The organism is Streptomyces sp. NPDC088766, from assembly GCF_044750845.1.
Lineage (GTDB): Bacteria > Actinomycetota > Actinomycetes > Streptomycetales > Streptomycetaceae > Streptomyces.
In genome coordinates this window covers 19,692-45,191 of sequence record NZ_JBIVKQ010000010.1, presented here as the reverse complement: position 1 = coordinate 45,191, position 25,500 = coordinate 19,692, and the positions used below count along the sequence as shown (strand labels likewise).

Sequence of the window (25,500 nt, the reverse complement as noted above, 5' to 3'; positions counted from 1 at the left end):
GGCGGCCGGGGTTTGTCGATCACCTGTGACACAGGCGACCGACCGCCCCTTACGCCAGCGCCCGTCCCAGCACGTACACCGCCGGTGCCGCCGCGGCCAGCGGCAGGGCGACGCCCGCCGTGAAGTGCACGAAACGCGACGGGTAGTCGTAGCTCGCCACCCGGTGGCCGATCAGCGCGCAGACCGCCGCGCCCGCGCCGAGCAGCGCGCCCTTTGCGCCCAGTCCGGTCATCCCGCCGACCGCGATGCCGGCGCCCGCCGCCGCGAGCAGCGCGACGACCACCGAGGCGGGCGTCGGCAGCGGCAGCGCGCGGGCCACCACGGCGACGGCGACCGCGGCGGCGCCGACCGTCACCGCGTCCGGGTCGGCTCCGAGGTGGCCGGTGGCGAGGATCGCCAGGGCGGCCGAGACCACCGTCGCCATCAGGCCGTACATGCGCTCGTCGGGGTCGGCGTGCGAGCGGAGCTGGAGGACGAGACAGAGCAGGACCCAGACGCCGAGGGTGCCCAGGATCGCGGCCGGGGCGTTCTCGCGGCCGGCCGCGAGGAGTGCCACGTCGGAGGCCAGCGCGCCGAGGAAGGCCAGCGCGATGCCCTGCCGGGCCGGCCACATGCCGTTCAGCCGGAACCAGCCGGCCGCCGTGACGGCCTGGAGGACGACGAGCGGGACGACCAGCGCGTACGTGCCGATCGCCGCCGTACCGGACAGCAGCAGACCGAGGAGGGCGGTGAGGGCGGCGGGCTGCATGCCGGGTTCGATGATCGGCGAGCGGCCTTCGAGGCGGGCGCGCTGGGCGTCGGTGACGCGTGCGTTGCCGGCCATGGTGGCGGGGCCGTAGGACGGGCCCGCGCCGCCCTCGGGCAGCGCCTCGGGGGCGACGGGGGCCGGTGGCGCGGCGTGGGAGGCCTGCGGCCGGCCGTACGACGCCTGGTCCCCGTGCGACGCCTGGCCTACGTGCGACGCCTGGCCTCCGTACGACGCCTGGTCCCCGTGCGACGCCTGGCCTACGTGCGACGCCTGGCCTCCGTACGACGCCTGGTCCCCGTACGACGCCTGGCCTCCGTACGACGCCTGGTACTGATCCTGCTGCCCGTGCGGATGCTGCTGGTACTGGCTCCGCGACCGGTACGGGTCCTGCTGGTACGGGTCCTGCTGGTACCCGGGGGCCTGCTGCTGCCAGGCCGGGGCCTCGCCCGTCTGCGGGGGCAGGTACGCCGTCTCGGCCGGGTCCGCCGCCGCGACGGGCGGCTGCACGCCGGTCTCCCAGGTCTGGCCCTGCCACTGCTGCGTGTGCTGGAGGTGGGCCTGCGGGTCCTCGTACCCGTGCTCCTGCCGGCCCGGCCACTCCTGCTGCTGCGGGGCCTGCTGCTGATACGGGTCGTACCCCTGCGGGTAGCGGCCCCCCTCGTACGGCTGCTGGTCGGTCATCTCACCCTCCTGCGAACGGCGGGAGCACCTCGACCGTGCCGCCGTCGGCCAGCCGTACCGTCTCATGCCCGCGGGTGCCCACGGGGTCACCGTCGACGAGGAACGAGCATCGCTGCAGCACACGCGCGAGTTCGCCGGGGTGTCGCTCACGCGCGGCCCGGAGCGCCTCGGCGAGGGTGTCCGCGTCGTGCGGCTCCTCGGCGACTCCGGCCGCGGCCTTGGCGGCCGCCCAGTAGCGCACCGTGACCTTCGCCATCTCGTCCCTCAGTCGGTTTCTTCGGTCGGCCTGTTGCTTCGACAGGATCAGGCTAGCCCGCCCGGGCGGCCGTCCAGGCACCGATGCGGGTCAGGAGGTCGTCGGCCGCGGCGTGCTCGGCGTGGCCCATGCCCGGCTCGATCCACAGTTCACCGTGGTCACCCGCGGCCTCGGCCAGCATGCGGGGGTGGTCGAGGGGGAAGTAGCCGTCGCGGTCGCCGTGGACTATCAGCAGGGGTGCGGGCGCGATCCCGGGGACCGCCTCCACCGGGGAGAGCGGGACCGGGTCCCAGTCCCGGTGGTGGATGCGGGTGCGCAGGCCGTAGCGGCCGACCAGGCGGCCCGCCGGGCGGGTGACCAGCCAGTGCAGCCGGCGCATGGGGGCCGTGCCGCGGTAGTACCAGCGGGCGGGGGAGCTGACGGAGACCACCGCGTCGACCGTGCCGGTGTGCAGGGCCGCGTGCCGCAGCACCACCGAGCCGCCCATGGAGAAGCCGACGGTGGCCACGCGCGTGTGCCCGAGCCGGCGGGCCCAGGCGACGGCCGCGTCCAGGTCGAGCACCTCCCGGTCGCCGACGGTGGAGCGGCCGCCGGAGCGTCCGTGCCCGCGGAAGGAGAAGGTGACGACGGCCCCGTACCGGGCGAGCGCCGAGGCGATCCGGCGCACGTGCGGGCGGTCCACGTCCCCGGTGAAGCCGTGGGCCACGACGAACACCAGGCCACGGGAAGGTGTCCCGGAGGCGTCGTGTACGACCGCACCCGGGTCGTATACGGAATCGACGGAAACACCGTCGGACGTGGGCAGAAACGTCCGCAATGGTGCGCTCGTGCCCGTCTCAGGGTTCGGACGAACGGTGGAACGTGCCGCATGACCTGCCGGACCGTTGCTCATGTGGGCTATTCTGCTGGGCAGAGGACTCGGGCAGCGAAGCCCCCGGGTCCTTTTGTGCTTTCGGAAGCGTTGTATACGAAGCGGGAAACCGCAGGTGTACGGGGCCCCGGGACGCGCAGAGCAGTGCCGCAGTGCCGCAAACGTCCTCGCAGGGACCGAGGAGGAACCAGACGTATGAGTTCTCTGCTGCTCCTGACCAACGCCCTCCAGCCGTCGACGGAGGTGCTGCCCGCGCTCGGACTGCTGCTGCACAACGTGCGGGTGGCTCCGGCGGAGGGCCCCGCCCTCGTCGACACCCCGGGCGCCGACGTCATCCTGATCGACGGGCGCCGTGACCTCCCCCAGGTCCGCAGCCTGTGCCAGCTGCTGCGCTCCACCGGCCCCGGCTGTCCGCTCGTCCTGGTCGTCACCGAGGGCGGCCTCGCCGCCGTCACCGCCGACTGGGGCATCGACGACGTCCTGCTCGACACCGCCGGTCCGGCGGAGGTCGAGGCACGGCTGCGGCTGGCGATGGGCCGGCAGCAGATCGTCAACGACGACTCCCCCATGGAGATCCGCAACGGCGACCTGTCGGTCGACGAGGCGACGTACTCCGCCAAGCTCAAGGGCCGGGTCCTCGACCTCACCTTCAAGGAGTTCGAGCTCCTGAAGTACCTCGCACAGCACCCGGGCCGCGTCTTCACCCGCGCCCAGCTCCTCCAGGAGGTCTGGGGCTACGACTACTTCGGCGGCACCCGGACGGTCGACGTGCACGTACGACGGCTGCGCGCCAAGCTCGGCCCGGAGCACGAGTCGCTGATCGGAACCGTCCGCAACGTCGGTTATCGATTCGTTACCCCCGAGAAGATCGACCGTGCCGCCGAGGAGGCCAAGGCCACGGCGGACCAGGCAAAGCCGGAAGATGCGGACAACGAGGTGCCCGTGGGTGCCGAGGGAATCTCCGCGGAGGCATAGCCGCCGCTCAGGCCGGGCGTCACTCCCGCGCAGAGAAGCCGCCCGACGCCCTGCCCGTGGCGGATCCATCCGCGTAGACTCCGCGCGTGGCCAAGGTAACCAGGGATGATGTGGCACGGCTGGCGGGGACGTCGACCGCTGTCGTCAGCTATGTCATCAACAACGGACCCCGGCCGGTCGCCCCGGCCACGCGCGAGCGTGTCCTCGCCGCCATCAAGGAGCTGGGGTACCGGCCCGACCGGGTCGCGCAGGCGATGGCGTCGCGGCGCACGGACCTCATAGGCCTGATCGTGCCGGACGCCCGCCAGCCCTTCTTCGGGGAGATGGCGCACGCGGTCGAACAGGCCGCCTCCGAGCGCGGGAAAATGGTGCTGGTCGGCAACTCCGACTACGTCGGCGAACGAGAGGTCCACTACCTGCGCGCCTTCCTGGGCATGCGGGTGTCCGGCCTGATCCTCGTCAGCCACGCGCTGAACGACAACGCCGCCGCCGAGATCGACGCCTGGGACGCCCGCGTGGTGCTGCTCCACGAGCGGCCCGAGGCCATCGACGACGTCGCCGTCGTCACCGACGACCTGGGCGGTGCCCAGCTCGCCGTGCGCCACCTCCTGGAGCACGGTTACCCGTACGTCGCCTGCGTGGGCGGCACCGCCGAGACGCCCTCCGTCGGCGACCCGGTCTCCGACCACGTCGAGGGCTGGCGGCGGGCCATGGACGAGGCCGGCATCCCCACCGAGGGCCGGCTCTTCGAAGCCCCCTACAACCGTTACGACGCCTACAAGGTGGGGCTGGAGCTGCTGGCGGGCCCGGACCGGCCGCCGGCCGTCTTCTGTTCCACCGACGACCAGGCGATCGGCCTGCTGCGGGCGGCGCGCGAGCTGCGCATCGACGTGCCGGGCGAGCTGGGCGTGGCCGGCTTCGACGACATCAAGGAGGCCGCGCTCGCCGACCCGCCGCTGACCACGGTCGCCTCCGACCGCTCGGCGATGGCCCGCGCGGCCGTCGACCTGGTCCTGGACGACGGGCTGCGGGTCGCGGGCTCGCGCCGCGAGCGGCTCAAGGTGTTCCCGTCCCGCCTGGTGGTCCGCCGCTCCTGCGGCTGCGAGTGAGTCCGTAGGGGCTTCCGCCACTCCCGCACGAGAGCCTCCGTCCGCGTCCTACGAGGCTTCTCCGAGAGCGGCCGGTCCCGCGCGAGAACCGTCTTCATACCGGGCATACGAGGTTCTGCCGGGCTTCTCAGGGAGCACTCAGGCAACTCTCATGGTCGGGCGGAAAGCTCTGTGACATGACCGAGAGCATCCGCCGCAGCGGCGAGTACGAGAACCACGAGAACCCGTACCAGGGCGCCCCGCAGCACGCTTCTGCCCCCGTGAACCCGGAGTGGCCGCCCCCGCCGGCGTACCACCCGGCCGCGCCGCAGTCCGGCGGGGCACCCGCCACGCCGCAGCCCGCCGGGCCGGCCGCCGGGTGGCGGACGCCCGGCCGCCCCGCCGGCGCCCGGGACGACGCCGCGGCCGGTGACGGCAACGGCGGCGGCACCGCTCTGCTGACCCCCGTGGCCGCCGAACCCGGCCCCGTCCCCCCGGGGAAGCGCGCGGCGCGCGGCCCGATGGCGCTGCTCGCCGCCGTGGCGATCGTCGCCGCGGCGATCGGCGGCGGCACCGCCTACGGCATACAGGAGCTGACCGGCAAGAACGAGGTGGTCTCCTCCTCCACGACCACCAGCGTGGTGCCGGCCGGCAGGACCGGTGACGTCGCCGGCATCGCCGCCGCGGTCAGCCCGAGCGTCGTCGAGATCAACGCCACCCTCGGCAGCGGCTCCTCGACCGGCTCCGGCGTGATCATCACCAGCGACGGCGAGATCCTCACCAACAACCACGTCATCGCCGGCGCCTCCTCGATCAAGGTGTCCACCAGCGACGGCAAGGAGTACACGGCCGAGGTCGTCGGCACCGACAGCAAGAAGGACCTGGCCCTGATCAAGCTGGAGAACGCCTCCGGCCTCAAGACGGCCACCCTCGGCAACTCCGACGGCGTCAAGGTCGGCGACACGGTCGTGGCGATCGGCTCGCCCGAGGGCCTCACCGGCACCGTGACCAGCGGCATCGTCTCCGCCCTCGACCGGGACGTGACCGTCTCCACCGACGAGAGCCAGGGACAGCAGCAACAGCAGCAGGGCGGCGGCTGGCCGTTCGAGTTCGGCGGTCGGCAGTTCAACGGCGACACCGGCTCCTCCACCACCACGTACAAGGCGCTCCAGACGGACGCCTCCCTCAACCCCGGCAACTCCGGCGGCGCCCTGATCGACGCAGGCGGCAACGTCATCGGCATCAACTCCGCGATGTACTCCGCCGCCGACGCCACCTCCTCCTCCGCCGCGGGCAGCGTCGGCCTCGGCTTCGCCATCCCGATCAACACCGTCAAGGCCGACCTCGCCACGCTGCGGGCCGGCGGCTCCGACAGCTGAACCCCCTTCCAGCGCTCAGGGAGTACGTCATGATCAAGCAGGTTTCGCACCCGGTGACCGGCGTCGGCGCGGCCGACCTCGCCCTGGCCCTCGACGTGGCGTACGAACTGCACGCCCCGACACCGCCGCCCCGGGCCCCGGAGGTCGGCGTCCCGCAGCTGATGGGCCTGCGCACCGGCACCGCCCGCCCGCACCGCCGCAAGGTGCCGTTGAACCGGCTCACTACGATGCGAGGCTGAGAGGGTCCCGACCGCAGCACCCCGCCGCCCCACCGCACCCGAGGGAATCCACGCCATGAGCCCCGCCGAAGGCGACCGTGACACCCAGCGCATCCTGATCGTCGACGACGAGCCGGCGGTGCGCGAAGCACTCCAGCGCAGCCTCGCCTTCGAGGGCTACGACACGGAGGTCGCCGTGGACGGCGCGGACGCCCTGGAGAAGGCGACCGGCTACCGGCCCGACCTCGTCGTCCTCGACATCCAGATGCCCCGCATGGACGGCCTCACCGCCGCCCGCCGCATCCGCGGGGCCGGCGACACCACCCCGATCCTCATGCTGACCGCCCGCGACACCGTCGGCGACCGCGTCACCGGGCTCGACGCGGGCGCCGACGACTACCTGGTCAAGCCGTTCGAACTGGACGAGCTGTTCGCCCGCGTACGGGCCCTGCTGCGGCGCAGCTCCTACGCCGCGGCCGCCGGCGCGGGCACCGACGACGACGAGGTCCTCACCTTCGCCGACCTGCGCATGAACCTCGCGACGCGGGAGGTGACGCGCGCCGGGCGGCCCGTGGAACTGACCCGTACCGAGTTCACCCTCCTGGAGATGTTCCTGGCGCACCCGCGTCAGGTCCTCACCCGCGAGCAGATCCTCAAGGCCGTGTGGGGCTTCGACTTCGAGCCCTCGTCCAACTCCCTCGACGTGTACGTCATGTACCTGCGCCGCAAGACGGAGGCCGGCGGCGAACCGCGCCTGGTGCACACCGTGCGGGGTGTGGGATACGTGTTGCGGCAGGGCGGCGCGGAGTGAACCGGGTCGTACGGCGGCTGCGCACCCTTCCCATCCGGGCCCGGCTGTCGATGCTGGTCGCCGCCGCGGTGGCGTTCGCGGTGGCGGCGGTGTCGGTGACCTGCTGGTTCATCGTGCAGGGGAAGCTGTACGAGCAGGTCGACGGCGACCTGAGGAAGATGGTGGCCCAGCCGAGGCTCGACGACCAGATAGAGAACGTGCTCAGGACGTGCCCGCAGGACACCCGGCCCGATCCCGGATACCTGGGCAACAGCTACTTCCAGATCGTGACGGCGAACGACACGGTCTGCGTCAACTCGTACTCCGCCGGCAAGGTGAAGGTCTCCGCCACCGACCGGAAGGTGATCGCGAACGCGGACGACAGCCCCGACGGCGTGTTCCACGACGGCACCGCCGACAACGGTGAGGCCGTACGCGTGCTGACGCTGCCCGTGCAGACCAACGCGGGGCCGGTGGCGCTCGTCCTCGCCACCCCCCTCAAGAGCACCGAGAAGACCCTCAACGACCTCGCCCTCATCCTCCTCCTCGTCTCCGGCATCGGAGTCTTCGGCGCCGGTGCCGCCGGTCTGGCGGTCGCCCGCGCGGGCCTGCGCCCCGTCGACAAGCTGACCGAGGCCGTCGAGCACGTCGCCCGCACCGAGGATCTCGGCATCCGCATCCCCGTCGAGGACGACAGCGAGGACGAGGTGGCCCGCCTGTCCAGGTCGTTCAACTCGATGACCGCCTCCCTGGCCAGCTCCCGTGAGCTGCAGCAGCAGCTCATCGCGGACGCGGGCCACGAACTCCGCACCCCCCTCACCTCCCTGCGCACCAACATCGAGCTGCTCACCCGCAGCGAGGAGACGGGCCGGCCCATCCCGGAGGCGGACCGCAAGGCGCTGCTCGCGTCCGTCAAGGCGCAGATGACCGAACTGGCCGCGCTCATCGGCGACCTGCAGGAGCTGTCCCGCTCGGAGGGACAGCGGGGCGAGCGGGTGCAGGTGGTCTCCCTCGAGGACACCGTGGAGTCGGCCCTGCGCCGGGCGCGGCTGCGGGGACCGGAGCTGACGATCACGGCCGCACTGGACCCCTGGTACGTGCGGGCGGAGCCGGCCACGCTGGAGCGGGCGGTGGTCAACGTCCTCGACAACGCGGTGAAGTTCAGTCCGCGGGGCGGCTCCGTGGAGGTCGCGCTCTCCGACGGCGTCCTGACCGTCCGCGACCACGGCCCCGGCATCCCCGAGGACGAACTCCCCTACGTCTTCGACCGGTTCTGGCGTTCCCCGAGCGCGCGGGCGCTCCCCGGGTCGGGCCTCGGCCTGTCGATCGTCGCGCGCACGGTGCGCGAGGCCGGCGGCGAGATCACGGTCGCCCGCGCGGAGGGCGACGGCACGCTGGTGACCGTACGGCTCCCCGGCGCTCCGACACCTCCGCCCGAACTGCCGTAGCGCCCGCGCCGCCGTACTCCCCACGCGTTCCGGTGAGTTCGGCAACCTTTCCGCCGTGAGCGGCGACCACCCGGTGACCCGCACCCCTTCCGGGTGGTCCTCCTCCCACGGAACGGAACCCCACACATGACCGACATCGGCCGCAAGCCCCGGCACCGCAGGCGCAGGACCGGCATGGCGCTGGGCGTGCCGCTGGCGCTGACCGCCGCCTGCACCTTCGCCTACGGCACGGACCTCGGACTGTTCGGTGCGCAGGCGCAGGCGAACGCGTCCGCCGCCACCGCCGCCCCCGCCTGGGCGACCGCCACCGCCGACGGCTTCGCCTCGGTGAACGCGCTCGGGCAGAACGGGACGTACGGCGGCCGGGACGGCAAGACCGTCACCGTGAAGACGCTCGCCGATCTGGAGAAGTACGCGACGGCCGCCGAGCCGTACGTCATCGTCGTCGCCGCGACGATCACCATGAACCCGGTCGGCAAGGAGATCAAGGTCGCCTCCGACAAGACGATCGTGGGCTCCGGGACCTCCGGGCACATCGTGGGCGGTGGCTTCTTCCTCGGCCAGGGCGTCCACAACGTGATCATCCGGAACCTGACCATCCGGGACGCCTACCAGGGCGTCTGGAACGACAAGGACCACGACTTCGACGGCATCCAGATGGACGGCGCCCACCACGTCTGGATCGATCACAACGACATCCGGCACATGGCCGACGGGCTCATCGACAGCCGCAAGGACACCACCTACCTGACCGTCTCCTGGAACAAGCTCAGCCAGGACAACAAGGCCTTCGGCATCGGCTGGACCGACAACGTCACCGCGGACATCACCATCCACCACAACTGGATCCGCGAGACCGAACAGCGCAACCCCTCCACGGACAACGTCGCCCACGCGCACCTCTACAACAACTTCCTGGAGGACGTGGCGGGGACGGACATCAAGTCCTCCTACGGCAACTACTCCCGTGGCGGGACGAACATGGTCCTGGAGAACTCCTACTTCCAGGGCATGACCAACCCCGTCGTCCGGGACGCCACCGCCACCCTCGTCCAGCGCGGAAACCACTTCTCCGGCACGACCGGCAAGAACGAGAGCGGCGGCACGGGCGCGGCCTGGAACCCGAAGACGTACTACCCGTACACGCTGGACAAGGCGGCGGACGTGCCCGCGCTGCTCAAGTCCGGCGCGGGCCCGCGCGGTTCCATCGGCACCACCTCGGCGGCCGCCTCGACGGCCACCGCGAAGGCGGCCGCCGCCACCACGCTCACCGTCGCCAAGGACGGCAGCGGGCAGTACTCGACCGTGCAGGCCGCCGTGAACGCCGTGCCGGCCAACAACCCCTCGCGCGTCGTGATCGCCGTCAAGCCGGGCACGTACCGCGAGCTGGTCAAGGTGCCGTCCAACAAGCCGCACGTCACCATCCAGGGGACGGGCGGAAGCCGCAAGGACACCACGATCGTCTACAACAACGCCTCGGGCACCCCCAAGCCCGGCGGCGGCACGTACGGCACCGGCGGCAGCGCCACCGTCGCCGTCGAGGCGGACGACTTCCAGGCCCGCAACCTGACCGTCTCCAACGACTTCGACGAGGGCGCCCACCAGGACATCGCCGGCCAGGCGGTCGCCCTGCGCACCGCCGCCGACAAGATCCTCCTCGACGGCGTCATCGTCAGCGGCGACCAGGACACCCTGCTGGTGGACACCGCGTCCAAGGACAAACTGGGCCGCGTCTACATGACCAACTCCTACGTCATAGGCAACGTCGACTTCATCTTCGGCCGGGCGACCGCGGTGATCGACAAGTCGGTCATCACGCTGAAGAAGCGCTGGAACGGCACCTCGGCCGGCTACGTCACCGCCCCCAGCACCGCGGCGGGCCGCAAGGGCATCCTGATCGCCAACTCCACGGTCAACGGCGACGTCTCCGACCGCACCTTCTACCTCGGCCGCCCCTGGCACGCCGGCGGCGACGCCACCCTCGACCCGCAGACCACGGTCCGCAACACCACCCTCAGCGCCGCGATCCGGACCACCCCGTGGACCGACATGAGCGGCTTCTCCTGGAAGGACGACCGCTTCGCCGAGTACAAGAACACCGGTGCGGGCTCGGGCGCCGCGAGCGGCGACCGGCCCCAGCTGACCGACGCGCAGGCCGCGAACCAGGAGGTCGCGGACTGGCTGGGCGACTGGACGCCGACGGCTTCCTGACCTCACTCCGGCACCGGCCGCACCGGACCCCGGAACGGAAGGGGAACGGTGCGGCCGTGCGGCCGGCCACCCGCGGAAGCTCTTCGCCGGGGGGACCCCTGGCCGTGCGTACGTCCCGCCCCCGGCCACCAGTTCCGCGTGCGTGCCGGCTTCCACCAGTCCCCCCCCCGTCGACGACCAAAATGCGGTCCACGTCCGGGGCGAGGCCGAGGTCGTGGGTGATCAGGATGGTCGTGCGGTGGGACATCAGGCGGCGCATGGGGAACCAAACCCGGACTTGTACAGGTCTTCATACGCGCGTACGCAAAGAGGCGGCCGCGTCGGTGACACGGCCGCCTCTGCGATGGGAGAACTCCCAGGGGCGAGGTGGGAGGACCCCGGAATTACTGCACGATCGTGATCCGGTTCGGCACCGGCGGCGCGATCGGCGCGGCGGCCGAGGAGTTGGCCGTCAGGTACTGCTCCAGGGCGGTCAGGTCGTCGAGGCCGACGAGGTCGTTCGTGCCCAGGCCCAGGGTGGTGAAGCCGTCGCCGCCGCCCGCGAGGAAGCTGTTCGTCGCGACGCGGTAGGTGGCGGCCGGGTCGACGGCGGCGCCGTTCAGCTTGACGGAGTCCGTGACGACACGGTCGGCGCCGCTCTTCGTCAGGTCCAGCGTGTACGTCAGGTTCGCCGACGGCTGGAGGATCTTCGGCGCGCTCGCGTTCGACCCGCTCACCTGCTCCTTGAGCACCTGGATGAGCTGGGCACCGGTGAAGTCCTGCAGGTTCACGGTGTTGGCGAACGGCTGGACGGTGAAGCCCTCGGCGTAGGTGACCACGCCGTCGCCCTCAGCACCCTTGGCGGCGTAGGTCAGACCGGCCCGCACCCCGCCGGGGTTCATCAGCGCCAGGTCCGCCTCCGCGTCCAGCTTCCTGCCGTACCAGAGCTGCGCGTCCGCGATCAGGTCGCCCATCGGGGACTCGGTGCCCGTGTTGGGGACGTCGGCGGAGACATAGCCGATCGCGCGGTTGCCGATGGGCGCCGCCAGGGTGTTCCACTTGCCGATCAGCTCGGTCATGTCCGCCGCCTTGGGGACGGTCCGGGTGACCACGTGGTTCGCCGACTTCACCGCCGTACGGGCGATGTCCCCGGTGAAGCGGTCGTACGTCAGCGTGGTGTCCGTGTAGAGACGGCCGAAGGAGGCGGCCGAGGTCACCGTGCGCGGCTTGCCCGCGGGGTCGTTGATCGTGCAGGCGTACGCGGCGTGCGTGTGACCCGTGACCAGGGCGTCCACCGACGGCGAGACATTCTTGGCGATGTCGACGATCGGGCCCGAGATGCCGTCGCCCGCGCCCGGCGAGTCGCAGTCGTAGTTGTAGGAGGTGGAGGCCGGCAGGCCGCCCTCGTGGATCAGCGCCACGATCGACCTCACGCCCTGGCGCTGGAGCTCCTTGGCGTACTTGTTGATCGTCTCGACCTCGTCCTTGAACTTCAGGCCCTTGACGCCCTCCGCGGAGACGATGCCCGGCGTGTTCTCCAGGGTCACGCCGATGAAGCCGATCTTGACGTCCTTCTTCTTCCAGACCCAGTACGGCTTCAGGATCGGCTTGCCGGACTTCTCGTTCAGGACGTTCGCCGCGAGGTACGGGAAGTCGGCGCCGCCGAACTCCTCGTCCGTGTAGCAGCCGTCCGTCGGGTGGCAGCCGCCCTTCTGAAGCCGCGCCAGCTCCTTGGCTCCCTCGTCGAACTCGTGGTTGCCGACCGAGGTGACGTCCAGGTCCAGCTTGTTGAGCGCCTCGATGGTGGGCTCGTCGTGGAACAGGCCGGAGATCAGCGGGGAGGCGCCGACCATGTCACCGCCGGCCGCGGTGATGGAGTACTTGTTGCCCTCGCGGGCCTGACGCAGGTGCGTGGCCAGGTACTCCACACCGCCCGCGTCGACCGTCTTCGTCGTGCCGTCGGCCTGGAGCTCGGTGACCCGGCCGGAGGAACCGCTCGGCGGCTCGAGGTTGCCGTGCAGGTCGTTGAACGACAGTAGCTGCACGTCCTGGTAACGGCTCGGCAGCGGCTTTCCGTGCCGGGCGTCCTGCGCACCCGCCGGCAGCGCGACGACCAGTGCGCCGGCGGTGGCCAGACCGGCGGCCGCCGCGAGCAGACCGTACGTACGGCGTCTGCGGCTCGGATGCGAGTGGGAAGTGGCTGGCATGCGCCCCCCTGTGGTGTCTGCTGTGGTGTCGGCGTCCTCGGGGCCGGGAGGCCCTGCGAGGCGTCTGAGCCGGTGGCCCCGTCGGGCCGCAGCCTAGAGTCAACGCGCGTAGCGCGACAGGGGGTTCATGGTTACATCCTGGTTTCCCTTTGCCGTCCGCCGGCCGTCCGCCCAGCTCCCGCCCGTGCCGCCCGGCGGTTCCCGGTGCTCGGGCACCCCCGTTCCGGAAGGATCCGCGTCCCCTTCCCCGATGCCGCCACTTTGCCGAGCCCGCCCCTTACCCTCGTACGCATGAGCAGCGACGACCCGGTATCGGCCCCCGGCCAGCGATCCATCGAGAACCTCCCCGCACTCTCCCCCGCACAGACCGAGGCCGTCCTCGACCTGCTCGCGGAGGCCGCCCGCAGCGACGGCCGGCAGGCGGTGTCCGAACAGGGCCGGCTGCAACTGCGGGGCGGCCCCCGCGAGGGCGTCTCCCACCTCCTGCTCTCCGTGGCCGGCGAACTCGTCGCCTACGCACAGCTGGAGGACACCGATCCGGTCGAGGCCCCGGCCGCCGAGCTGGTCGTCCGTCCCGCGCACCGCGGGCACGGACACGGCCGGGCACTCGGCTCCGCCCTGCTCGCCGCCTCCGGCAAACGCCTGCGGGTGTGGGCCCACGGCGGCCACGCCGCCGCCCGGCACCTCGCCCAGGTTCTCGGGCTGTCGCTGTTCCGCGAACTGCGCCAGATGCGCCGGCCGTTGACCGACCTCGACCTGCCCGAGCCGGTGCTCCCCGAGGGGGTGACCGTCCGGACCTTCGTCCCCGGGCAGGACGACAGCGCCTGGCTGGCCGTCAACGCCGCCGCCTTCGCCCACCATCCCGAACAGGGCTCCCTCACCCAGCGCGACCTCGACGACCGCAAGGCCCAGCCCTGGTTCGACCCCGCCGGCTTCTTCCTCGCCTTCCGCGGGGACCGGCTCGTCGGCTTCCACTGGACGAAGGTCCACGCCGAGGAGGGCCTCGGCGAGGTGTACGTCCTCGGGGTCGCCCCCGGCACGCAGGGCGGCGGCCTCGGCAAGTCCCTGACCACGATCGGCCTGCGGCATCTCGCGGCCCAGCGGCTGCCCACCGCCATGCTCTACGTCGACGCGGACAACAAGGCGGCGGTGTCGGTGTACGAGCGGCTGGGGTTCGTCACGTACGAGACGGACCTGATGTACCGCACGGAGACCTGACCGCCCCTCACCCCCGCCCGGCGGGGGCGCCGGCGGAGGGACCGAGGCGCGCCCGAGTGCGTCTCAGCGGTTCGGGTGTGCACAGCGCCGTCGACACCAGTGTCAGCGCCAGGAGCACCGCCCACCGCACGTGGGTCTCCTCCCACCAGCGGTCGCCCGGCAGGGTCAGCAGCCCCCACCGTGCCGGGATGAGCACCGCCACCGCCGCCAGCGCGCCGAGCCGTGTCGCCGTCCCCTTCCCCACCTTCGCACCGTCCGTGAAGCGCACGGCGGCGGTCGCCAGGGCGATGGCGCAGGCGGCCGTGGCAAGGGCCTCCAGGGTGACCGGGCCCAGGGGCGGGCGGGTCGGCCCGGGCAGCACGAGCAGTGCCGCCGTCCACCACAGGACCATCAGCGGTACGGCCATCGCCAGGCGCAGGCCGGCGCGGAGGGGACGGCCGAGCGGGCTGGCTGCGGTGGTGTGCCGGGCCGGGTCGTCGAGCAGGAAGGCCAGGCCCACCCCGCCGGTCAGCGCGGTCAGCCGCAGTACCACCAGTCCCCAGGCCGCCCCTGGTGCCTGGTCCGGCAGCCGCGTACTCGCCGCGAGCAGCAGTCCCGGGCCGGCCGTCGCGGTCAACGCCGCCCAGGGCAGGGACCGCCACACCGGCGGGGCGAGGGACCCGAGCAGGGTGCGGAGGCGGGGGGCCGGGCCGTGGCCGGCGGGCGATACCGGGTCATGGCCGGGGTCGACCGAGAAGGGGGCCGGGCCGGAGCCGGCGGAGGAGGGGGCCGGATCGTGGCCGGCGGAGGTGTTCGGACGGCGGCGGCCGGCGGAGGTGTTCAGGTGGCCGGGGGCGGGGTTCTCCGCCCCGTCCGCGTCTCCTACTCGTCGCACGACTCCACCCCCTGCGGCACCGCGACGCCCAGCAGCTTCGCCGCCTCGGCCGTCGAGGTCTGCGCGGACGTCAGCTCCGGCCAGTGCGCCTTGACCCGCGCGGTGATCTCCGCCCGCGGACGGTCGAGCAGTTCGCCGACGACCTTCGTCTGGTGGGCCGTCAGACTCAGCCCGTTCGTGGGGGCCAGGACCTCGCCGGAGCCGGTGGTGCTGTCGTCCAGCCGCACATCCGCGAACGTGGCCATCGGGGTGGGGTCGGTGCCCAGCACCAGCCACATGATCGTCACCGCGCGGGCGTCACACATGTCCCGGGTGGTGGCGTCCTCCGTGCCCGCCACGAGGACGGTGGCGGCTCCCACCGCGAACTCGGGGACGCGGTTGCCGCCCCAGCGGGTGCCGACCGTCACCTGGCCCGGGGTGGCGGAGGGGGTCAGCGCGGAGTCGGCCTCGATGCCGCCGCTGGTGTCGATGCGCTGGCGGACCGTCAAAGGCGCCGTTGCCGCGCTGCCGCCGGCCGCGGACCGGATCCGGTCGACGACCGCCGCCCAGTCGTCCCGCACCCCTTTCCACTCGGGGAAGGAGCAGTAGGTCGACCCGCCGTGCTCCATGCACGACTGGACCTTCTGCGGGGCCGTGGACGCCGTCTTCCGTGCCGCCTCCAGGGCGTCGGTGTCATACGGGAGCTGGCCGATCGCGCCGGCCGTGGTGACCGCGAGGGCGAGGGCGGTCGCCGCCTTGACCGCGCGGGTGCGACCGCCGGAGAGCAGCAGGGCCGCGCAGGTCAGCACGGCGCACAGGCCCAGCAGATAGAACGCGTGCCAGGCGGCCGGGCGGCCGAGGAGGTCGCTGGGGACCGGATCGCCGCCGGAGATCCCGGAGAAGACCATGGGGGAGAGCCAGCCCACCCACGGCTCGTCCGACTCGGTGACACCGGTGGCGAGGACCATGAGCAGATACGCGGCGACCACGAAGAGTATGGGCGCGAAGGACGTGGGCACGAGCCGTGCCAGCAGGACACCGGTGATCCCCGCCATCAGGACGACCAGCGGCCCGACGGCCAGTTCGGCGACGGAGCCGTGGCCGATCGCGCCGGGCTTCAGGGCTTCCCGGATGAACGCGGCCGCGACGACGAGCGCGGTGAGCGCCGCGAAGGGCACCACGGACAGGACGTGCGCGAGGACGCGCCGCCAGGGCTCCATCGCCATGACGTCGAACTGCTGGACCGTGCGGTGCTTGCGCGATCGCAGGGCGGCGGCGTTGGTGCAGACGAGCAGGGCGATGGCGAGGAGCAGGGGAGACGTCTGGGTGTCGCGGTCGACCGTGTTGAGGACGGGGTAGTCGCCCATGCCGTCCTGGAACATCAGCCGTGCGATGGTGAAGCCGACGTAGAGGAACAGGAAGACCAGCGTCGGGACCTGGAGGAGGAGTTCGCGGGCCTCGAAGCGGGCCAGGTCGAGCACGGCGCCGGTGCGGCGGCCGGGCCCCGGGGGCTCAGGGAGCGTCGCGGCGGATTCCCTCGCCGTCGTGATCGTGGTGCTCATGCGGTCACCGTCCGGCTGTCGCTGTCGAGGACGAGCAGATAGCCGTCCTCCAAGGTGGGTTCGAGAAGGTCGGCGCCCTCCGGCGGATCTCCGACGTTGCGGAAGGTTCCGGTGCCGGTCCGCCAGCCGGCCAGGGCGGCCGGGTCCCGCTCCGGGCTGCTCCAGACCCGGCCGGCCGCGCGGGCGGTCAGCTCCGCGGGGGTGCCTTCGAAGCGGACGCGGCCCTGGGCCAGGACCACGACCCGGTGGCAGAGCATCGCCACGTCCTCGGTCTGGTGGGTGGACAGCAGGACCGTGCGCCCCTCACCGGCCTCGGCGATCAGCCCGCGGAAGCGCATGCGCTGCTCGGGATCGAGGCCGACGGTCGGCTCGTCCAGGACGAGGAAGCCGGGGTCGCCGACGAGCGCGGCGGCCAGTGCCACGCGCTGCCGCATACCGCCGGACAGCCGCTTGATCCGCTTGCCCCGTACGTCGGCGAGGTCGACGGCGTCCAGCACGCGCCGCACCTCGCGGAGCCGGGCGGTGCGGTCGGTGAGTTCCTTCAGGATCGCCACGTAGTCGACGAAGTCGAAGGCCGTGAAGTCGGGGTGGAAACCGGGTGTCTGGGGCAGATAGCCGAGCGTGCGGCGCAGGGCCAGGCGGCCGGCCGACGTGCCGGGGTCGTGGCCCAGGGCGGTGAACTCGCCCCGGTCCGGCGGCACGGCCGTGGCCAGCACCCGCAACAGGGTGGTCTTTCCGGCACCGTTGGGGCCGAGCAGGCCGGTCACGCCCCGCGTCAGGCGCAGCGAGACGCCGTCCAGGGCGCGGGTGCCGCCGTGGCGCAGGGACAGGCCGGTGGCCGTCACGGTGGTGGGCGGGGTGGTCATACGGGACTCCTGGGATTCCGGTCGGTGGGCGGGGGCGGGCGCGGGCGTCATACGGCGCCGCCGTCCGGGAAGCCGCCCACAGGACGCGCGTCGAAGCGGTCCCGGGTCTGGTAGAGCAGCACGGTGGCGAGAGCCGCGACGACCGCCGCGGCCGACTGCCCGGCCGCCGTGAAGGGCACGAGCGTGGTGTGGGAGTGCGCCTGCGACTGCGCCACCACCAGCAGCGTCAGCCAGGCCCCGCCCACCAGGGCGGGCGCGAGGACCGGGCCGAGCCGGGGGGTCAGCGTCAGTCCGGTCGCGGTCAGGGCGAGCGCGGGCAGCAGCCAGGTCAGGGCCAGCAGCCCGTACTCCGGCAGGGCGAGGGTGGCCAGACCGTTGAAGGCGAGACCCGCGGTCAGCACCGCGACCGTCCGGATCATCAGCAGACGGAAGCCGTGCATCGGGGCGACGACGGCCATCTCGTACGACGGGTCGAGGGCCGGTCCGTACGACAGGGCGACCCCGCCGAGCGGGAGCAGCGGGGCGAGGGCGAGGAACAGCGCGGGCCGGTCCACCAGGTGAACCGCCAGCACGGTCATGACCAGCAGGGACACCACCGCCAGCAGCCACGACCGGCGCAGCACGGGGGTGGCCGTCAGCAGCCGGGCGGTGTGGTCGGCCACGCCGAGCCGCACCAGCAGCCGCTCGACCGGGCTCGGCCGCGGCGCGTCCAGTTCGGCGTCCAGCCGCTCCCAGCCGGCGTCCAGCGCGACCGGGTCGACCGCCCCCGCGAGCCGGGACCGGCACCGGGCGCACCCCGCGAGATGCGTGTCGGCGGACCACAGCAGGGGTGCCACCAGTTCGCCCCGCGCGTAGGCGCGCAGGTCCTCTTCCGGTACGTGCCACGTCATGCCAGGGCCTCCTTCAGTCTGTCGGCCTGCGTGCATCCGCGCAGGCGCCCTTCCGTCACGTGCCGCCTCATGCCAGCGCCTCCCGCAGTTGCTTGCGGGCCCGCTGGGCCCGCGTCTTGACCGTGCCCGCGGGGATGCCGAGCAGGACGGCGGCCTCCCGGGTGGTGAGTCCGTCGATGACGGTGGCCTGGAGAACCGCCCGCAGCTCCGGAGAGAGGCGGGTGAGGGCACCGGCGAGATCCCCGTGCTCCACTCCCGCGAGCACGCGCTCCTCCGCGGAGGCCTCGTCGCGATGGCGCAGCCGGGCCAGGGCCTGGCGCAGCCGCCCCCGCGCGCCGTCACCGCGCACGGCGTCGACGAGGCGGCGGGCACCGATGCGCCACAGCCAGCCGGCCGCGTCCTCGGAACAGCCCTCCTGGAAGCGGGCGGTGCCGCGCCACACCGCGAGGAACGTCTCCTGGACGACGTCGTCGACTATCGCGGCGTCGGCGCAGCGGCTGCGCATGCGCGCGGTCAGCCACGGCGCGTATCGCCGGTACAGCTCCTCGAAGGCGTGACGGTCCCCGTCTGCCGCGATGGCCCGCAGCAGCTCCCCGTCGCTTCTCGTTTCGCTCACATCCCCTCATCGGACGAGCCCCGCCGATCGGTTCACGCTTCGGCACACGATTTTTTTCCACCCGGCTCCGCGGCTCCCCTCACTCCGTCTCCGCGGCTCCACACCCCCCTTCGCGCCCTCTCTCGCCCTCTCTCGCCCGCCCTCTCCACGCCTTCCGCTTGACTTTCCCGCCCCCGTTGCACCACCCTTTCACTACTCAATTAGTGAAAGGGTGGTTGTCGAGTGGTGGAATACCGCATCGACCGGCACAGCGGCGTGGCCACCTACGTCCAGATCGTCCAGCAGACCAAACAGGCCCTCCGCCTCGGCATGCTGCGCCCCGGCGACAAGCTGCCGACCGCCCGCGAGGTCGTCGAGGCCACCGCCATCAACCCCAACACCGTCCTGAAGGCCTACCGCGAACTGGAACGCGACGGACTCGTCGAGGCCCGGCGCGGTCTGGGCACCTTCGTCCGGCGCGGACTGAGCACCGCCCCCGCCGACTCGCCCCTGCGCACCGAGCTGGACGAGTGGGCGGACCGGGCCCGCGAGGCCGGCCTCGACCGGGACGACGTGAGCGCGCTCTTCACCGCCGTACTGGACGAGCACTTCACGGCCGGCCGCGGGCAGGCGGAGGCCCACAGCCAGCCCGGCGCCGACCGCACCGGCGGCACCGACCGCACCGGCCAAACCGGCCGCACCGGCTCCACGCCCCACCGCGAACACTCCCAGGGGGACGCCTCATGACCGACACCGCCGCGGCAACCGCCGTGTCCTTCGGTCTCCTGCGCCACCGCACGGCCTGACCCACCCGGCGACTCCACCGCCACGGGCCCTGTACGTCCCTCCACGGGGAGAGGGACGTACAGGGCCCGAAGCCGTAAGGACCGCCCAAGCCGTACGGGCCGCCCAAGCCGTACGGGAACCAGCCGCCCCGGTGGCGCGGGAAGCAACCGCCGAACCGGCCACCCGCACCGCCCGCAGCCTCACCCCCACCCCTCGCCTCCGCACTCGCACTCGCCTCCCTCACTCCCCCCTCCCCCACTCCCCCTCCTCGGTCCCACCCCCCGCGAGCCGCCGCCCGATATCCCGCACGCCATGTCTCCGTAACCATCGGTTCAGACGACCTTGCGACGCTCAGCCAATGAACCCCGCCGTGCCCGAGCCCTCGCCGCCCCCCGAGGACAGACTCCTCGACGGGAACGCCGCCGCGCTCCCCCGCGCACGATCCGACGCGCCTGTCTCGCCGTCGGCGCGGAAGAATGGGTCTATGAGCCAGTCGAACGCCCAGGCCAAGGTCCAGCACGAGCAGCCCTCCGTGGGCTCCATAGCCGCGCACCGCCCGCACACGGTGGCCGCCGCGGTATCCGATCTGGAACCCGACATCGACGCCGACCTCGACGGATACGAGGAGTCGCCGTACGACGGGCCCCAGCTGCCGCAGGGCCGCTTCCTCGACCGGGAGCGCAGCTGGCTGGCGTTCAACGAGCGGGTCCTCGAGCTCGCCGAGGACCCGAACACGCCCCTGCTCGAGCGGGCCAACTTCCTCGCCATCTTCGCGAGCAACCTCGACGAGTTCTTCATGGTGCGGGTGGCCGGACTCAAGCGCCGCATCGCCACCGGCGTGGCCACCCGCTCCGCCTCCGGCCTCCAGCCGCGCGAGGTGCTGGAGATGATCTGGGCCCGCTCCCGCGAGCTGATGGCGCGGCACGCCGCCTGCTACCACGAGGACGTCGCCCCCGCACTCGCGGAGGAGGGCATCCACCTGGTCCGCTGGAACGAGCTGACGGAGAAGGAGCAGGCCCGCCTCTTCACGCTGTTCCGGCACCAGATCTTCCCCGTCCTGACGCCCCTGGCGGTCGACCCGGCGCACCCCTTCCCCTACATCTCGGGGCTCTCCCTGAACCTCGCGGTGATCGTGCGCAACCCGGTCAGCGGGCACAAGCACTTCGCGCGCGTGAAGGTGCCGCCGCTGCTGTCCCGCTTCCTGGAGTGCTCCCCGGGCCGGTACGTCCCCGTCGAGGACGTCATCGCCGCCCACCTGGAGGAGCTGTTCCCGGGCATGGAGGTGCTGGAGAGCCACGCCTTCCGCCTCACCCGCAACGAGGACCTCGAGGTCGAGGAGGACGACGCCGAGAACCTCCTCCAGGCCCTGGAGAAGGAACTCATGCGGCGCCGCTTCGGACCGCCGGTGCGCCTGGAGGTCGAGGAGTCCATCGACCGCGAGGTGCTCGACCTGCTGGTGCGCGAGCTGAAGATCAGCGAGGCCGAGGTGTACCCGCTGCCGGGCCCCCTGGACCTCACCGGCCTGTTCCGCATCCACGGCCTCGACCGGCCCGAGCTGAAGTACCGCAAGTTCATCGCGGGCGTCCACCGCGACCTGGCCGAGGTCGAGTCGGCGTCCGCGCCCGACATCTTCGCCGCCCTGCGCAACCGGGACGTGCTGCTGCACCACCCGTACGACAGCTTCTCCACCTCCGTCCAGGCCTTCCTGGAGCAGGCTGCCGCCGACCCGGACGTCCTCGCCATCAAGCAGACCCTGTACCGGACCTCCGGCGACTCCCCGATAGTCGACGCGCTCATCGACGCCGCCGAGTCCGGCAAGCAGGTCCTCGTGCTGGTCGAGATCAAGGCCCGCTTCGACGAGCACGCCAACATCAAGTGGGCGCGCAAGCTGGAGGAGGCCGGCTGCCACGTCGTCTACGGCCTGGTCGGCCTGAAGACCCACTGCAAGCTGTCCCTGGTGGTCCGCCAGGAGGGCGAGACCCTGCGGCGTTACAGCCACGTCGGCACCGGCAACTACCACCCGAAGACGGCCCGGCTGTACGAGGACCTCGGCCTGCTCACCGCGGACCCCCAGGTCGGCGCGGACCTCTCCGACCTCTTCAACCGGCTCTCCGGCTACTCCCGCCGCGAGACCTACCGCCGGCTGCTGGTCGCTCCCAAGTCCCTGCGCGACGGCCTGATCTCGCGGATCGACAAGGAGGTCCAGCACCACCGCGCCGGACGCCCCGCCCACGTCCGCATCAAGGTCAACTCGATGGTGGACGAGGCGATCATCGACGCCCTCTACCGGGCGTCCCAGGCCGGTGTCCCGGTCGACGTCTGGGTGCGCGGCATCTGCGCCGTACGGCCGGGCGTGCCGGGCCTGTCGGAGAACATCCGGGTCCGTTCGATCCTCGGCCGCTTCCTGGAGCACTCCCGGGTGTTCGGCTTCGGCAACGGCGGTGAGCCCGAGGTGTGGATCGGCAGCGCCGACATGATGCACCGCAATCTCGACCGTCGTATCGAAGCCCTGGTCAGGGTCGTCGACCCGGCCCACCGGGCGGCGCTGAACCGGCTGCTGGAGACCGGCATGTCGGACTCCACCGCGTCCTGGCACCTCGGCCCGGACGGCGAGTGGACGCGGCACGCGACCGACGCGGACGGCCAACCCCTGCGCAACGTCCAGGAGATGCTCATAGACGCCCGGAGGCGCCGGCGTGGCACAGCAACACCATGACCTGACGGATCCCACGGCCGGGCGCGCCGCCCCGCCCGTGAGCGGGGAGGCCCTGGCCGGCTATCTCCGGGGCCAGGCCACCGAGTTCCTCCGCGCGCTGCGCCTGCACCGGGAGACCGGCGGCGGGCAGAACGGCTCGGGCGGCGGCACGGCGGACGCCGTCGACGCGGCGCGCGCCCTGCGCCGCTCGGCCCGCCGGATCAGCGGCAGCCTGCACACGTTCCGCCCGCTGCTCGACTCCGGCTGGTCGGAGGAGATACGCCCCGAACTGGCCTGGGTGTCGGGGACACTGGCCCTGGAGCACGCCTGCGCGTCCCGCCTGGAGCGGCTGCTGCTCGCGCTGCAACGGCTGTCGGGGGCGACGGTGGTACCGCCCCAGACCCTGGCGTCGGGGACGGGCGCGGCCACCGCGACGGCCGTGCCCCTGGCCGGCTCCCACAAGGCCGCCCCGCCGAGAGCGACGAGCACCGCCCCCGACCGCGGCAACCTCACCGTGGGCGCGGCCAAGGCGGGCGCCCTCCTCGACCGCCAGCTCACCCTCGCCCGCACCCGGGCCCACTCCACCGCCCTCCAGGCCCTCGGTTCCTCCCGCTTCCACGCCGTCGCGGACAAGGTCGCCGTCCTGGCCAGCGAGGTCCCCCTCGCGCCACACGCCGCCGGCGCCGACCCGCGGCCCCTGGCCGCCGCGGCCGAGGAGCGCCTCGCGGACGCGGTCGCCGCACTGCCCCTGGTGACCGCCGGCCATCCGTACAACGCGGAGGCGCTGATCCACGGCCTGTCCCCGGACCCCGCCCCGCACCCGCAGGACGCGCCCTGGCACCAGGTCCGCCTCCTGCTGCGCCTGCACCGGTACGCCCTGGAGGTCCTGCACGGCGACGACGGCCCGCCCGACGTCCGGCTGCTCGCGGCCGGCCAGTCCCTCGACCGTCACCGCGACGCCTCGGAGGCGGCGGCCGCGGCGGCCCACGCGGCCCGCACGCCCCGCATCGCCCCGGCGACGGCGTACGCGCTGGGCGTGCTGCACGCGGACCAGCGGCACGAGGTGGAGGCGGCCCGGTACGCCTTCCAGCGTTCGTGGCAGAAGCAGACCGTCGGCACGACCACGTCGTAGCCCGCGAGGGCCCAGCTCGTCCAGGAGGCGGTGACCGGTGAGCCATCCCGACGGCACATCCGAAGAGACTCTCGTGCGGGCAGCCGGCTGCGTCCTGTGGCGACGGGCGCCGTTCGACGGTGAGCTGGAGGTATGTCTGGTCCACCGACCGAAGTACGACGACTGGTCGCACCCCAAGGGGAAGCTCAAGCACGGCGAGGACTGGCTGGCGTGCGCCGTCCGCGAGGTGGCCGAGGAGACCGGCCACACGGCGCACCCGGGGCCCCGGCTGCCCACGGCCCACTACCTGGCCCAGGGCCGTCCGAAGGAGGTCCGCTACTGGGCGGCCGAGGCAGGCGCCGGCCGTTTCACGCCGAACGACGAGGTGGACCGGGTGCTCTGGCTGCCCCCGGCGACCGCCCGCGCCCGCCTCACGGAGCCGAGGGACCGTGCCCTCGTGGACGCGCTGCTCACCGCCCTGCACCGGGCGTAGGGCCTCTCGTTCGGATCATGCCGGGCTCGCGGGGTCCGGCACCCTGATCCGGCCTGATCCGAACGGAGGACCCGGCGCCGGCCCGGCCGGAATCACCCTGTGTCCTCGGCGTGAGCGTTCCGTGACCTAACCGCACCGCCTTCAGGGGTTCACCCCGCGTTCATTCGGGCCCGTAGGCGGCTTCACCTGTTCTGCCTAATTTCGGCCTTACCCGGTGCGGTGCGCGACTTCAGGGAAGCGCCCGTGCCGCCCAGTCTTCGCACGCCGCCGGATTCAGGACGGCGGCTCCCGGAAGGATCTCCCTCAAGTGAAGCTTCAGCGCATGAACCGGCGGGCCCTCACCCTCGGTGCTCTCGCCGTCTCCGGCGCCCTGGCCCTCACGGCGTGCGGCTCCGACGACACCGGCTCCAAGAGCAGCGGCAGCGGCAACAGCAGCTCCGCCGCCGCGGGCGCCAGTGACATCAAGTGTGACGACGCCAAGGGCCAGCTCCTCGCCGACGGCTCCTCCGCGCAGAAGAACGCGATCGACGCCTGGGTCAAGAACTTCACCCAGGCCTGCAACGGGGTCCAGGTCAACTACAAGGGCTCCGGTTCCGGCGCCGGCATCACCGCGTTCACGCAGGGCACGGTCGCCTTCGCCGGCTCCGACTCCGCGCTGAAGCCCGAAGAGGTCACCGCCTCCAAGGAGGTCTGCACCGGCGGCCAGGGCATCGACCTGCCGATGGTGGCCGGCCCGATCGCCGTCGCGTACAACCTCTCCGGTGTCGAGAACCTCGTCCTGGACGCGCCGACCCTGGCGAAGATCTTCGACGGCAAGATCAAGAACTGGAACGACGCGGCCATCGCGAAGCTGAACCCGGGCGCGAAGCTTCCCGACCTCCAGATCCAGCCGTACCACCGCTCGGACGAGTCCGGCACCACGGACAACTTCACCAAGTACCTGATCGCCGCCGCCCCGAACGACTGGAAGTACGAGGGCGGCAAGGCCTGGCAGGCCAAGGGCGGCCAGTCCGCTTCCGGCTCCTCCGGTGTCGCGCAGGGCGTCAAGCAGACCAACGGCGCCATCGGCTACATGGAGCTGTCGTACGCCAAGGACGGTCTCGGCACCGTCGCCCTGAACACGGGTGCCGCCGCCCCGGTCAAGGCCTCCTCCGAGGGCGCCACCAAGGCCGTCGCGGCCGCCAAGGTCGTCGGCACGGGCAACGACCTGGCGCTGAAGATCGACTACACCTCCAAGGCCGAGGGCGCGTACCCGATCACCCTGGTGACGTACGAGATCGTCTGCGACAAGGGCAACAAGGCCGCCACCCTGCCGGCCACCAAGGCCTTCCTGCGCTACCTGGCCAGCGAGCAGGGCCAGGGCATCCTCTCGGGCATCGACTACGCGCCGATCCCCGACTCCATCATCACCAAGGTCCGCACCACCGTCGAGGGCCTGAGCTGATCTGAAGGTGCGGTCCGGCGCCGGGTCCGCCCGGCCCGGACCGCACCGTCCGGTGCACCGCCGCCAGGGGCCGCACGCATACCCGGCCCCGCCCGAGCCGCCCACCCACGAGCGGCTCCGCAGACCGGAGAACCCC

The 25,500-nt window shown here is 72.5% G+C and carries 22 protein-coding genes; 13 read left to right on the top strand and 9 right to left on the bottom strand.

From position 1 onward, the window contains the following. Positions 1-49: 49 nt before the first annotated feature. Genes ACIP5W_RS15980 through ACIP5W_RS15970 form a run of 3 tightly spaced genes read right to left on the bottom strand, consistent with a single transcriptional unit; the run spans position 50 to position 2,577 of the window. Positions 50-1,429, bottom strand: coding sequence for a hypothetical protein (locus tag ACIP5W_RS15980; RefSeq protein ID WP_401472754.1), 1,380 nt, complete (start codon positions 1,427-1,429; stop codon positions 50-52). Position 1,430: 1 nt separating this feature from the next. Next, positions 1,431-1,685 (bottom strand): MoaD/ThiS family protein, encoded by a 255-nt coding sequence (locus ACIP5W_RS15975; protein ID WP_356569022.1) that lies wholly within the window; start codon positions 1,683-1,685, stop codon positions 1,431-1,433. Positions 1,686-1,737: 52 nt separating this feature from the next. Further along, a complete protein-coding gene (locus ACIP5W_RS15970) occupies positions 1,738-2,577 on the bottom strand; it encodes an alpha/beta hydrolase family protein (RefSeq protein ID WP_401472751.1) in 840 nt (279 codons plus the stop codon). A gap of 174 nt (positions 2,578-2,751) precedes the next feature. Here ACIP5W_RS15970 and ACIP5W_RS15965 point away from each other — a divergent pair, with 174 nt between their 5' ends. The 7 genes from ACIP5W_RS15965 to ACIP5W_RS15935 all read left to right on the top strand — a co-directional run bounded on the left by ACIP5W_RS15965 (position 2,752) and on the right by ACIP5W_RS15935 (position 10,665). Further along, positions 2,752-3,531, top strand: coding sequence for a winged-helix domain-containing protein (locus ACIP5W_RS15965; RefSeq protein WP_401472749.1), 780 nt, complete (start codon positions 2,752-2,754; stop codon positions 3,529-3,531). Positions 3,532-3,617: 86 nt separating this feature from the next. Beyond that, complete coding sequence (locus ACIP5W_RS15960; protein ID WP_392243281.1) at positions 3,618-4,640, top strand: LacI family DNA-binding transcriptional regulator; 1,023 nt, start codon at positions 3,618-3,620, stop codon at positions 4,638-4,640. 176 nt (positions 4,641-4,816) lie between these two features. Continuing rightward, positions 4,817-5,998 (top strand): S1C family serine protease, encoded by a 1,182-nt coding sequence (locus tag ACIP5W_RS15955; RefSeq protein ID WP_401472745.1) that lies wholly within the window; start codon positions 4,817-4,819, stop codon positions 5,996-5,998. Between the two features lie 29 nt (positions 5,999-6,027). Then, complete coding sequence (locus tag ACIP5W_RS15950) at positions 6,028-6,237, top strand: hypothetical protein (RefSeq protein ID WP_401472742.1); 210 nt, start codon at positions 6,028-6,030, stop codon at positions 6,235-6,237. A 55-nt stretch (positions 6,238-6,292) separates the two neighbouring features. Next, on the top strand, positions 6,293-7,027 hold the full coding sequence (locus tag ACIP5W_RS15945; RefSeq protein WP_401472739.1) for a response regulator transcription factor: 735 nt from the start codon (positions 6,293-6,295) through the stop codon (positions 7,025-7,027). Beyond that, entirely contained in the window at positions 7,024-8,454 is a 1,431-nt protein-coding gene (locus ACIP5W_RS15940; RefSeq protein WP_401472736.1) for an ATP-binding protein, read from the top strand. The genes ACIP5W_RS15945 and ACIP5W_RS15940 overlap by 4 nt, the downstream gene beginning before the upstream one ends. Before the next feature lie 126 nt (positions 8,455-8,580). Beyond that, positions 8,581-10,665 (top strand): pectinesterase family protein, encoded by a 2,085-nt coding sequence (locus tag ACIP5W_RS15935; protein WP_401472733.1) that lies wholly within the window; start codon positions 8,581-8,583, stop codon positions 10,663-10,665. Positions 10,666-11,048: 383 nt separating this feature from the next. Here the strand turns inward: ACIP5W_RS15935 and ACIP5W_RS15930 are convergent, their stop codons facing one another. Further along, positions 11,049-12,851 (bottom strand): bifunctional metallophosphatase/5'-nucleotidase, encoded by a 1,803-nt coding sequence (locus ACIP5W_RS15930; RefSeq protein WP_401472730.1) that lies wholly within the window; start codon positions 12,849-12,851, stop codon positions 11,049-11,051. Positions 12,852-13,142: 291 nt separating this feature from the next. Between ACIP5W_RS15930 and mshD the strand changes: the two genes are divergently transcribed. Continuing rightward, entirely contained in the window at positions 13,143-14,069 is a 927-nt protein-coding gene (gene mshD / locus ACIP5W_RS15925) for a mycothiol synthase (protein WP_401472727.1), read from the top strand. 7 nt (positions 14,070-14,076) lie between these two features. On the opposite strand, the gene ACIP5W_RS15920 is transcribed toward mshD, so the two are convergent. From ACIP5W_RS15920 to ACIP5W_RS15900, 5 genes are all read right to left on the bottom strand, one after another. Beyond that, positions 14,077-14,943 carry an ABC transporter gene (locus ACIP5W_RS15920; RefSeq protein WP_401472725.1) on the bottom strand — a complete coding sequence of 289 codons (867 nt, stop codon included), beginning with the start codon at positions 14,941-14,943 and terminating at the stop codon, positions 14,077-14,079. After that, positions 14,931-16,484, bottom strand: coding sequence for an ABC transporter permease (locus ACIP5W_RS15915; RefSeq protein WP_401472722.1), 1,554 nt, complete (start codon positions 16,482-16,484; stop codon positions 14,931-14,933). The genes ACIP5W_RS15920 and ACIP5W_RS15915 overlap by 13 nt, the downstream gene beginning before the upstream one ends. Next, the gene (locus ACIP5W_RS15910; RefSeq protein WP_401472719.1) at positions 16,481-17,350 is read right to left on the bottom strand and encodes an ABC transporter ATP-binding protein; all 870 of its coding nucleotides are present in this window, start codon (positions 17,348-17,350) and stop codon (positions 16,481-16,483) included. The genes ACIP5W_RS15915 and ACIP5W_RS15910 overlap by 4 nt, the downstream gene beginning before the upstream one ends. A 47-nt stretch (positions 17,351-17,397) precedes the next feature. Next, positions 17,398-18,240, bottom strand: coding sequence for a zf-HC2 domain-containing protein (locus tag ACIP5W_RS15905; protein ID WP_401472716.1), 843 nt, complete (start codon positions 18,238-18,240; stop codon positions 17,398-17,400). 67 nt (positions 18,241-18,307) lie between these two features. Further along, on the bottom strand, positions 18,308-18,856 hold the full coding sequence (locus ACIP5W_RS15900; RefSeq protein WP_401472713.1) for an RNA polymerase sigma factor: 549 nt from the start codon (positions 18,854-18,856) through the stop codon (positions 18,308-18,310). Positions 18,857-19,078: 222 nt separating this feature from the next. Here ACIP5W_RS15900 and ACIP5W_RS15895 point away from each other — a divergent pair, with 222 nt between their 5' ends. The 5 genes from ACIP5W_RS15895 to pstS all read left to right on the top strand — a co-directional run bounded on the left by ACIP5W_RS15895 (position 19,079) and on the right by pstS (position 25,364). Beyond that, entirely contained in the window at positions 19,079-19,582 is a 504-nt protein-coding gene (locus tag ACIP5W_RS15895) for a GntR family transcriptional regulator (protein WP_401472710.1), read from the top strand. Between the two features lie 523 nt (positions 19,583-20,105). Continuing rightward, entirely contained in the window at positions 20,106-22,337 is a 2,232-nt protein-coding gene (locus ACIP5W_RS15890; RefSeq protein WP_401472707.1) for an RNA degradosome polyphosphate kinase, read from the top strand. After that, on the top strand, positions 22,318-23,448 hold the full coding sequence (locus tag ACIP5W_RS15885; protein WP_401472704.1) for a CHAD domain-containing protein: 1,131 nt from the start codon (positions 22,318-22,320) through the stop codon (positions 23,446-23,448). The genes ACIP5W_RS15890 and ACIP5W_RS15885 overlap by 20 nt, the downstream gene beginning before the upstream one ends. A gap of 37 nt (positions 23,449-23,485) precedes the next feature. Continuing rightward, positions 23,486-23,920, top strand: a complete 435-nt coding sequence (locus tag ACIP5W_RS15880) for an NUDIX hydrolase (RefSeq protein ID WP_401472701.1) — start codon at positions 23,486-23,488, stop codon at positions 23,918-23,920. 307 nt (positions 23,921-24,227) lie between these two features. After that, positions 24,228-25,364 carry a phosphate ABC transporter substrate-binding protein PstS gene (gene pstS, locus ACIP5W_RS15875; RefSeq protein ID WP_401472698.1) on the top strand — a complete coding sequence of 379 codons (1,137 nt, stop codon included), beginning with the start codon at positions 24,228-24,230 and terminating at the stop codon, positions 25,362-25,364. Positions 25,365-25,500 lie beyond the last annotated feature (136 nt).

Bases quoted from the DNA above. Each gene is read 5' to 3' on its own strand.
- ACIP5W_RS15945 (WP_401472739.1), top strand. From the start codon at position 6,293: ATGAGCCCCGCCGAAGGCGACCGTGACACCCAGCGCATCCTGATCGTC.
- ACIP5W_RS15950 (WP_401472742.1), top strand. From the start codon at position 6,028: ATGATCAAGCAGGTTTCGCACCCGGTGACCGGCGTCGGCGCGGCCGAC.
- ACIP5W_RS15915 (WP_401472722.1), bottom strand. From the start codon at position 16,484: ATGAGCACCACGATCACGACGGCGAGGGAATCCGCCGCGACGCTCCCT.
- ACIP5W_RS15905 (WP_401472716.1), bottom strand. From the start codon at position 18,240: ATGACGTGGCACGTACCGGAAGAGGACCTGCGCGCCTACGCGCGGGGC.
- ACIP5W_RS15955 (WP_401472745.1), top strand. From the start codon at position 4,817: ATGACCGAGAGCATCCGCCGCAGCGGCGAGTACGAGAACCACGAGAAC.
- ACIP5W_RS15935 (WP_401472733.1), top strand. From the start codon at position 8,581: ATGACCGACATCGGCCGCAAGCCCCGGCACCGCAGGCGCAGGACCGGC.
- ACIP5W_RS15980 (WP_401472754.1), bottom strand. From the start codon at position 1,429: ATGACCGACCAGCAGCCGTACGAGGGGGGCCGCTACCCGCAGGGGTAC.
- ACIP5W_RS15910 (WP_401472719.1), bottom strand. From the start codon at position 17,350: ATGACCACCCCGCCCACCACCGTGACGGCCACCGGCCTGTCCCTGCGC.
- ACIP5W_RS15975 (WP_356569022.1), bottom strand. From the start codon at position 1,685: ATGGCGAAGGTCACGGTGCGCTACTGGGCGGCCGCCAAGGCCGCGGCC.
- ACIP5W_RS15890 (WP_401472707.1), top strand. From the start codon at position 20,106: ATGAGCCAGTCGAACGCCCAGGCCAAGGTCCAGCACGAGCAGCCCTCC.
- ACIP5W_RS15930 (WP_401472730.1), bottom strand. From the start codon at position 12,851: ATGCCAGCCACTTCCCACTCGCATCCGAGCCGCAGACGCCGTACGTAC.
- mshD (WP_401472727.1), top strand. From the start codon at position 13,143: ATGAGCAGCGACGACCCGGTATCGGCCCCCGGCCAGCGATCCATCGAG.
- ACIP5W_RS15965 (WP_401472749.1), top strand. From the start codon at position 2,752: ATGAGTTCTCTGCTGCTCCTGACCAACGCCCTCCAGCCGTCGACGGAG.
- ACIP5W_RS15970 (WP_401472751.1), bottom strand. From the start codon at position 2,577: ATGAGCAACGGTCCGGCAGGTCATGCGGCACGTTCCACCGTTCGTCCG.